The sequence below is a fragment of the Streptomyces sp. NPDC054932 genome (assembly GCF_053610205.1).
Map to the genome: position 1 here is coordinate 1 of NZ_JBSGXU010000279.1, position 8169 is coordinate 8169.

General features: G+C 74.8%; 7 protein-coding genes. 6 read left to right on the plus strand and 1 reads right to left on the minus strand.

Going from position 1 to position 8169, the window contains the following annotated elements:
* The 3 genes from ACWGE1_RS38565 to ACWGE1_RS38575 form a co-directional block, all read left to right on the plus strand.
* The coding region (locus ACWGE1_RS38565) for an aldehyde dehydrogenase family protein (RefSeq protein ID WP_453425137.1) at window positions 1-1175 on the plus strand (1175 nt) is incomplete at its 5' end.
* A 5-nt stretch (window positions 1176-1180) separates the two neighbouring features.
* Window positions 1181-1966: a 3-oxoacyl-ACP reductase gene (locus ACWGE1_RS38570; protein WP_314249478.1), complete on the plus strand. Its 786-nt coding sequence runs from the start codon at window positions 1181-1183 to the stop codon at window positions 1964-1966.
* Window positions 1967-2048: 82 nt separating this feature from the next.
* Complete coding sequence (locus ACWGE1_RS38575) at window positions 2049-3323, plus strand: haloacid dehalogenase-like hydrolase (RefSeq protein WP_453425138.1); 1275 nt, start codon at window positions 2049-2051, stop codon at window positions 3321-3323.
* Here the strand turns inward: ACWGE1_RS38575 and ACWGE1_RS38580 are convergent.
* On the minus strand, window positions 3320-4522 hold the full coding sequence (locus ACWGE1_RS38580; protein ID WP_453425139.1) for an amino acid deaminase/aldolase: 1203 nt from the start codon (window positions 4520-4522) through the stop codon (window positions 3320-3322). The two genes, ACWGE1_RS38575 and ACWGE1_RS38580, sit on opposite strands and share 4 nt — an antisense overlap.
* Before the next feature lie 627 nt (window positions 4523-5149).
* Between ACWGE1_RS38580 and ACWGE1_RS38585 the strand changes: the two genes are divergently transcribed.
* From ACWGE1_RS38585 to ACWGE1_RS38595, 3 genes are read left to right on the plus strand one after another with little or no spacing between them, the layout of a single operon-like run.
* Window positions 5150-6001, plus strand: coding sequence for a hypothetical protein (locus ACWGE1_RS38585; protein WP_453425140.1), 852 nt, complete (start codon window positions 5150-5152; stop codon window positions 5999-6001).
* Window positions 5998-7278, plus strand: a complete 1281-nt coding sequence (gene mycP, locus ACWGE1_RS38590; RefSeq protein ID WP_453425141.1) for a type VII secretion-associated serine protease mycosin — start codon at window positions 5998-6000, stop codon at window positions 7276-7278. The genes ACWGE1_RS38585 and mycP overlap by 4 nt, the downstream gene beginning before the upstream one ends.
* A gap of 21 nt (window positions 7279-7299) precedes the next feature.
* On the plus strand, window positions 7300-8040 hold the full coding sequence (locus ACWGE1_RS38595) for an SseB family protein (protein ID WP_453425142.1): 741 nt from the start codon (window positions 7300-7302) through the stop codon (window positions 8038-8040).
* The last annotated feature ends 129 nt before the right edge of the window (window positions 8041-8169 follow it).

Below are 8169 nucleotides of genomic sequence, written 5' to 3' on the forward strand. Positions count from 1 at the left end.
TCGAGGAACTGGCCCGGCTGGAGGTCCGCGAAGCCGGCCACACCATCGGCAACGCCCGCTGGGAGGCCGGCAACGTACGCGACCTGCTCGACTTCGCCGCCGGGGGAGTGGAACGGCTCTCGGGCCGCCAGATCCCCGTCGCCGGCGGCATCGACGTCACCTTCCTCGAACCCCTCGGCGTCATCGGCGTGATCGCCCCCTGGAACTTCCCCATGCCGATCGCCGCCTGGGGCCTGGCCCCGGCCCTGGCCGCCGGCAACGCCGTCATCCTCAAGCCCGCCGAGACCACCCCGCTGACCGCACTGCGCCTCGCCGAGCTCGCCCTCGAAGCCGGGATCCCCGAGCACCTCTTCCAGGTGCTCCCCGGCCGCGGGGACGTCGCGGGCGACGCCCTCGTCGAACACCCCGGCGTCGCGAAGATCGTCTTCACCGGCTCCACCCGCGTCGGCAAGCAGATCATGGCCAAGTGCGCCGACCGGGTGAAGCGCGTCACCCTCGAACTCGGCGGCAAGAGCCCCAACATCGTCTTCGCCGACGCCGACCTCGAAGCCGCCGCGGCCGCCGCCCCCATGGCCTTCCTCGACAACACCGGCCAGGACTGCTGCGCCCGCACCCGGATCCTCGTACAGCGCTCCGCCTACGACCGCTTCCTGGAGCTCGTCGCCCCCGGCATCGCGGCCGTGACCGTGGGCGACCCGCTCGACGAGAAGACGCAGATGGGCCCGCTGATCTCACGGACCCAGCTGGACCGCGTACGGTCCTACGTCACCGACGACCTCACCGCGATCCGCGGCACCGCCCCCGAGGGCCCCGGCTTCTGGTACCCGCCCACCCTCGTCACGGACATCGCCCCCACCGCGCCCGTGGCCGCCGAGGAGGTCTTCGGGCCGGTCGCCGTCGTCCTGCCCTTCGAGGACGAGGAGGACGCCGTACGCCTGGCCAACGCGACCGAGTACGGCCTCTCCGGCTCCCTCTGGACCCGCGACATCGGCCGCGCGCTGCGCGTCTCGCGCGCCGTCGCCGCCGGCAACCTGTCCGTCAACTCGCACAGCAGCGTCCGCTACTGGACCCCCTTCGGCGGCTACAAGCAGTCCGGACTCGGCCGCGAGCTCGGACCCGACGCCCTCACCGCTTTCACCGAGACCAAGAACGTCTTCATCAGCACGGAGGCCTGAACCACATGTCGAACGAAGAGATCATCTGCCGCCGCCTGGTCGGCCGCACCGCCGTCATCACCGGAGCCGGCAGCGGCATCGGCCTCGCCACCGCCCGCCGCCTGGCCTCCGAAGGCGCCAACGTGGTCTGCGCGGACATCGACGAGACGGCCGGCAAGGCCGCCGCCGAGGAGGTCGGCGGTCTGTTCGTCAAGGTCGACGTCACCAGCCCCGAGGAGGTCGAGGCGCTCTTCAAGACGGCCTTCGACACCTACGGCTCCGTGGACATCGCCTTCAACAACGCGGGCATCTCGCCCCCGGACGACGACTCCATCCTGACCACCGGCCTGGAGGCCTGGAAGCGCGTCCAGGACGTCAACCTCACCTCCGTCTACCTGTGCTGCAAGGCCGCCCTGCCCTACATGCAGCGCCAGGGCCGCGGCTCCATCATCAACACCGCCTCCTTCGTCGCCATCATGGGCGCGGCCACCTCCCAGATCTCCTACACCGCCTCCAAGGGCGGCGTCCTCGCCATGTCCCGCGAGCTCGGCGTGCAATTCGCCCGCGAGGGCATCCGCGTCAACGCCCTGTGCCCCGGGCCCGTCAACACCCCGCTGCTGCAGGAACTGTTCGCCAAGGACCCCGAGCGCGCCGCCCGCCGCCTCGTCCACATCCCGCTCGGCCGCTTCGCCGAGCCCACCGAGATCGCCGCCGCCGTCGCCTTCCTCGCCAGCGACGACTCCTCCTTCATCAACGCCACCGACTTCCTCGTCGACGGCGGGATCTCCGGCGCGTACGTCACCCCGCTGTAGGCCCGACGCGCCACCCCCCTGCCCGGCCGGGCGCCGCAAGGTGCCCGGCCGCTCCCTTGCCCCGATCCCCCGAAGGAGCAGCATGCAGAGAAAGTGGGCGGCCCCCCTCGCCCTCATCGCGGCCACCGGATCCGGACTCCTGCTCGCCCCGCCGGCCCAGGCATCGCACACCCCCTGTCCTCGGGTCACGATCGGCTCCGGCTGGTACGGGGACAACCAGGCCCGCCTCCAGCAGCTCATCGACCGGTACGGCACGTGCAATCCGTACCGGCCCGGCCGCACCAAGCCCGTCGCCGTCTTCGACTGGGACAACACCGTCGTCAAGAACGACGTCGGCGACGCCACCATGTTCTGGCTGCTGCGCAACGGCCGGATCCGCCAGCCCGCCGCCGGGGACTGGACCACCACCAGCCGCTTCCTCACCCCCGCCGCCACGAAGGCCCTGGCCGACGCCTGCGCCGCCCTCGCCCGCCCCGGCGCCCCCCTGCCCACCGGAACCCCCGCGGGAGCCGCCTGCGCCGACGAGATCAACTCGATCTACGGCACCGCCGCGACCCGCACCGGCGCCCCCGCCTTCGCCGGCTGGGACCGCCGCACCACCGAACCCTCGTACGCCTGGCTGCCCCAGCTGATGCAGGGCTGGACCGCCCACGAGATCCGCGGCTTCGCCGCCGCCGCCCGCACCGAGAACCTCGCCGCGCCCATCGGGGCCGCGCAGCGGGTCGGCAGCGGCACCGCCACCGGCTGGGCGCGCTACTACGACCAGCAGAAGGACCTGATCAAGGGCCTCCAGAAGGCCGGCTTCGACGTGTGGATCAGCTCCGCCTCCCCGCAGCCCGTGGTCGAGGTCTGGGCCCGGGGCGTCGGCATCACGGCCGACCGCGTCATCGGCATCCGCAACACCACCACGCACGGCGGCAGGTTCACCCCGCACCTCCAGGGCTGCGGATCCGTCCGCGACGGCGCCGACACGATGATCACCTACATCGACGGCAAGCGCTGCTGGATCAACAAGGAGATATTCGGCGTACGCGGCGCGGCCGCCGAGAAGGTCCAGCCCGCCGCCCGCCGCCAGGTGTTCGCCGCCGGTGACTCCGACACCGACATCTCGTTCCTGCGCGATGCCACCGCCCTGCGGCTCGTCGTGAACCGCAACAAGAACGAGCTGATGTGCCGGGCCTACGACAACAGCGACGGCCGCTGGATCGTCAACCCCATGTTCATCGAGCCGAAGAAGCAGAAGACCGACCCCTACCCGTGCGCGACGACCGGCTACGTCGACCATGACGGCACCAAGGGGCCGGTCCTGCGGGGCGACACGAGCGTCATCCCGGACCAGACGGACTCCGTGTACTAGAGGAAGGTCCGCCCCTCGCCCCGGTACGTCGGCACACTGCCGGTGACCCGATCGCCCTCGACGAGGTGCAGGGTGTCGAACCGCTCGCACAGTTCGCCCGCCTTCGCGTGCCGGAACCAGACCCGGTCGCCGATCAGCAGATCGTCGGCCGGGCTCCCCAGCAGCGGGGTCTGCACCTCACCCGCGCCCTCCTGGGGGTCGTAGCGCAGCCCCTCGGGCAGGTACGGCACCGGCAACCGGTCGGCCCCGGCCGCACCGGAAGCCGGGTAGCCGCCCCCGAGCACGGTCACCACCCCCACCCCCGGCCTGCGCACCACGGGCTGGGCGAACAGGGCCGCCGGACGCCCGCTGAACGACGTGTAGTTGTCGAAGAGCCGGGGCACGTACAGGCCCGAACCCGCCGCTATCTCGGTCACCGCGTCCTCTGCGGCCGTGTGCTGCACACTGCCCGTCCCGCCGCCGTTGACGAACTCCAGGTCCGGTACGACGGCCCGCACGGCCCGCACCACCTCGGCCCGCCGCGCCGCCAGCTCCCTGCGGGCCGCGCCCTGCATCAGCCGGATCGCCCGGGACCGCAGCGGGCGCCCGGCGAGCGCGTCCCCGACCCCGGCGACATGGCCCTCGTACGCCATCAGCCCCACGACCCGGAACCCGGGCCGGGCGGCCACCGCCCGGGCCAGCCCGGCCAGCTGCGCCGGCTCGCGCAGCGGAGACCGGCGGGCCCCTATCCGCACCCGGCCGCCCAGCAGTTGCAGGGCCGTGTCCAGCTCCAGGCAGACCCGGACCTCCTCGCCGCCGCCGTCCCGGGCCCGGTCGATCAGGTCCAGCTGCGCCGGATCGTCCACCAGCACCGTGACGGCGCCGGCCAGCTTGGCGTCGTTCGCCAGCTCGCCGAAGCCGGCGCGGTCGGCGGAGGGATAGGCGAGCAGCACGTCGTCGAACCCGGACCGGGCCAGCCACAGCGACTCGGCGAGGGTGTACGACATGATCCCGGCGAACCCGGGCCGCGCGAGCACCCGTTCCAGCAGCGCGCGGCACCGGACCGACTTGCTCGCGACCCGGATCGGCTTGCCGGCGGCGCGGCGGACGAGATCGTCGGCGTTGGCGTCGAAGGCGTCGAGATCCACGATGGCCAGCGGCGCGTCCAGGTGCGCGGTCGCCCGGTCGTACCGGGCGCGGTCGGTGGCGGCGGAGTTCATGGGCGGCAGCTTGCCAGAGGTCTGTACCGGTGGGTAGTACTCGACCGCCGGGACAACCACCGGCCGTCCCCCGCGCCGCGATCGCCGTCGAGGCCGGATGGGCGCGGCGGGTCCGGGATCCGTGCGGTGGGTCCTGCTGGGCGCGGCCCAAGACCCGGGGCGCTGCCCCGGACCCCGCGCCTCAATCGCCGGCGAGGCCGGATCGGCGCGGCGGGGCGGATTGGTGGGGGCAGGGCCGGGATTGGTGCGGTGGGTCCGGCTGGGCGCGGCTCAACACCCGGGGCGCTGCCCCGGACCCCGCGCCTCAATCGCCGGCGAGGCCGGATCGGCGCGGCGGGGCGGATTGGTGGGGCGGGTCCGGGCCTGATGCGACCAGTGACCAGTGACGGGGACGGGGGCGGGGTGGGGTGGGGGCCGGGACGTAGAACGTGATTTGTTGGCGCGGCAGGAGCCCGCAGGACCGGACACCGCCAGGGCGCCATAAATCATGCAGTCCCGGACGCCACCCCACCCCGCCCCCGGCACCGGCACCGCCCCGCACACCCCCGAACCCCCGGCATGGCCCCCCACCCCGACGCCGTACAGTACGTACAGGCAGCCGTACGGAACGGGGGGCGGAGCCGCCGGATGACCACGACGACACCGCGGACCGCGATCCTGGGCGAGCCCGAACCGACCCCGCCGCCCCAGCCCGCGCACACGACCCCGCGCCGCCACCCCGGACGGGTCCTCGCCACCTCGCTCTGCATACTCCTCGGCGGCGGCCTCATCGGCGGAGCCGCCCTCAGCACCTGGGCCGAACACCGCGCCGCGAACCGCCCCCTGCCCGCCGACGCCGCCTACCGCAAGGCCGCGTCGCTCTGGCGTTCCGCCCCCGTCGACAGCCTCCTCCCGCCCGTGCTGACCGGCCCCTCCGCCGGCCCCGGCGGATCCGACCGCACCTGGACCCGGATCGCGCTCGCCCCCGACGCCGACTGCGCCGCCGCGCTCGCCGCCGACTGGCAGACCCTGCTGGCCACCGCCGGCTGCACCCGCGTGCTCCGCGCCACCTACACCGACGCGACCCGCAGCTCCCTGATCTCCGTCGGCATGGTCTTCACCCCCGCCGACGCCCCGACGATGACCGCCCTCAAGGGCCGCATCACCACCCCGCCGGCGTACGGATTCACCGACGCCCAGCGCGCCGCATGGGCCGCATCCGTCCTCCCCGAGGCCCCCGTCGTCGTCTACACCGTCTCCGCCTTCGCCGACGGCCGCCCCCAGGACGCGCCCCGCCCCGCCGAGGACCTGATGAAGAAGGAAGCCACGGGAGCCGCCGCCCAGGCCGGCCTCGGCCACGAGGCCCGGGCGGTCGCCGACCGCATCGGCCACGGGATAGCGTTCCTCGCCGCCCCACCCACCACCACGCCCGCGCCCACCACCACGCCCCCACACACCACCACGCCCGCGCCCGTCCCCACCCCGGAGCCCGCCCGATGACCCGAGTCCGCCGGGCGATCCGTCGGGCGCCCCGCCCGACGACCCGCCCGACGACCCGCCGGGCGTTCGGACAGGCCGGCACCGCCCTGCTCGCCGCGACCCTCCTGGTGGCCGCCACCGCGGCCCCCGCCGCCGCCGACAACATCCGCGACCGCCAGTGGGGCCTGCTCGCACTGCGCGCCGAGGAGGCCTGGGGCACCACCCGGGGCGACGGAGTGACGGTCGCCGTCCTCGACACCGGGGTGGACAACGCGCACCCGGACCTCGCCGGGCAGGTCCTCGACGGCACCGACCTCATCGGCATGGGCGCCGGCCGTGGCGACCGCGCCTGGGCCCGTCACGGCACCGCCATGGCGAGCATCATCGCCGGGCACGGTCACGGCCCCAGCCGCGGTCAGGGCGTTCTCGGGATCGCCCCGCAGGCCCGGATCCTGCCGGTCCGGGTGATTCTCGAAGAGGGCGACCCGGGCCGCGCCCAGGCCCGCGAAAGCAAGGGCGGCGCCCTCGCCGAAGGCATCCGGTGGGCCGCGGACCACGGCGCCGACGTGATCAATCTGTCCCTCGGCGACGACAGCGACTCCGCCCACCACGAGGCGGGCGAGGACGAGGCCGTCCAGTACGCCCTCGCCAAGGGCGTGGTCGTCGTGGCCTCCGCGGGCAACGGCGGCGAGTCCGGCGACCGCGTCTCCTACCCCGCCGCCTACCCGGGTGTCATCGCCGTCACCGCCGTCGACCGCCGGGGCAAGAAGGCCAAGTTCTCCACCCGCAACTGGTACGCCACCGTCAGCGCCCCCGGCGTGGACGTCGTGATCGCGGACCCCGACCGCTCGTACTACGAGGGCTGGGGCACCAGCGCCGCGGCGGCCTTCGTCTCCGGCGCCGTGGCCCTCGTCCGCGCCGCGCACCCGGACCTGTCCCCGGCCCAGGTCAAGAAGCTGCTGGAGGCGACCGCCGCCGACTCCCCGGCCGGCGGCCGCGACGACGCCCGCGGTCACGGGCTGGTCGATCCCGTCGCCGCCCTCCAGGCCGCCGAGGCGATGCGCCCCGAGTCTCTCGTGCCCGCACCCGTGCCCGCGGCGGCCGGGAACACCTACTTCGGTCCCGGCCCCGAACCGGTCCGCCCGCCCGAGCGCGGCGCCCGGCTGGGCGCCCCGGCGGCGGCGGTCGCGGGGGCGGCGCTGCTCGTACTGGCCGCCGTACTGGCACGCCGCCCGCGGCGGGGCACCCGGGGTCGGGAGCGCGGCCCCCTCACGGATCCGCCCCACCCGGCACAGTAGGGTCGGGTAACTGTGGCGAACATGGCGAACAAGAACATTCCCGACCCGGGCTTCTCCGACGACGACGGCTCGGCCGACCCCCGGCTGGCCGCGGCCCTGGCCGCCTGGTCCGAGGACCGGGCGAAGGAGCCGGAGGTGCTGGCGGCGCTGAAGGGTGCCCGCCTGCTGGTCCCGGTGGTCGCCGTCCTCGGTGAGGTGGAGACCGACCCGGAGACCGGCCTCAAGCGGGAGAAGACCAGTGACATGGCCGTCCCGACCCTGCGGGCGGGCGACCGGCGGGCCCTGCCCGCCTTCACCTCGATCGCCTCGCTGGCCCTCTGGGACCCCGCGGCCCGGCCGGTGGCCGTCCCGCTGCACCAGGCGCTCGCGGCCGCCGCGCACGAGAAGGCCGACACCGTGGTCCTGGACCTGGCCGGCCCCGTCACCTACCAGCTGACGGGCTCCGCGCTGCTCGCGCTCGCCGAGGGCCGCACCGACGCGGGCCCGCTGGCCGACCCCGCCGTACGGGAGGCCGTACGGGCCGCCGTGTCCGCGGAGCCGGCCGTCCTGCGCGCCCACCTCGGCCCGGGCGGCGGGGACAGCGACGGCACCCTGGCGATCGTGCTGGCCTCCGACGCGCAGGCCGCCACCGCGGCCCGGCGCGTCGCCGAGGCGCTGGCGGCGGACACCACCCTGCGGGCCCGGCTGGTACGCGGGCTGGACCTGGCCCTGCTGCCGTCGGACGCTCCGGCCCCGCCCGGTGAGCCCCTGTTCACCCGCTGACCGCGCACGGGCACGACGCACGGGCACGACGCACGGGCACGACGCACGGGCACGGCGAAAGGGCACGGCGAAAGGGAACGGCAGAACGGGAACGGCGTCGGCCGGTGCACCCTGCGAGGTGCACCGGCC